Origin of the sequence: Oceanicaulis sp. UBA2681 (assembly GCF_002354675.1) — a bacterium.
GTDB lineage: Bacteria > Pseudomonadota > Alphaproteobacteria > Caulobacterales > Maricaulaceae > Oceanicaulis > Oceanicaulis alexandrii.
Window position 1 is genome coordinate 213,852 of the sequence record NZ_DEMB01000012.1, and the last position, 262, is coordinate 214,113.

At 69.1% G+C, this 262-nt stretch carries 1 protein-coding gene; it reads right to left on the bottom strand.

The features are described from left to right. Nucleotides 1-37: 37 nt before the first annotated feature. A partial coding sequence (locus tag B3M53_RS10555) for a hypothetical protein (protein ID WP_286800376.1) occupies nucleotides 38-262 on the bottom strand: 225 nt, incomplete at its 5' end.

The following is a 262-nucleotide window of genomic DNA, read 5'->3' on the forward strand; positions in this document are numbered from 1 at the left end:
CAGCCCGCAGACAGACTCCCTCGCCGCGACGCTGACCTCAGCCCGAGAAGCGGAAACCGCTGAGCGCCAGGCGCGCGCCGCAGAGGCCCGGAACGCCGATGAAGCCCGCGACACACGCCGTGTAGAGACGCAAACCGTTGAAACACGGACCGTGACCGAAGACCCGCGTCCGCAGGACACGCAGGCGCAAGCCGCCAGACCCGTCGAGGCTGAGCCGCGTCCATCCCGTACCGATATAGCGCCCGCTCAGAACGACGCGACC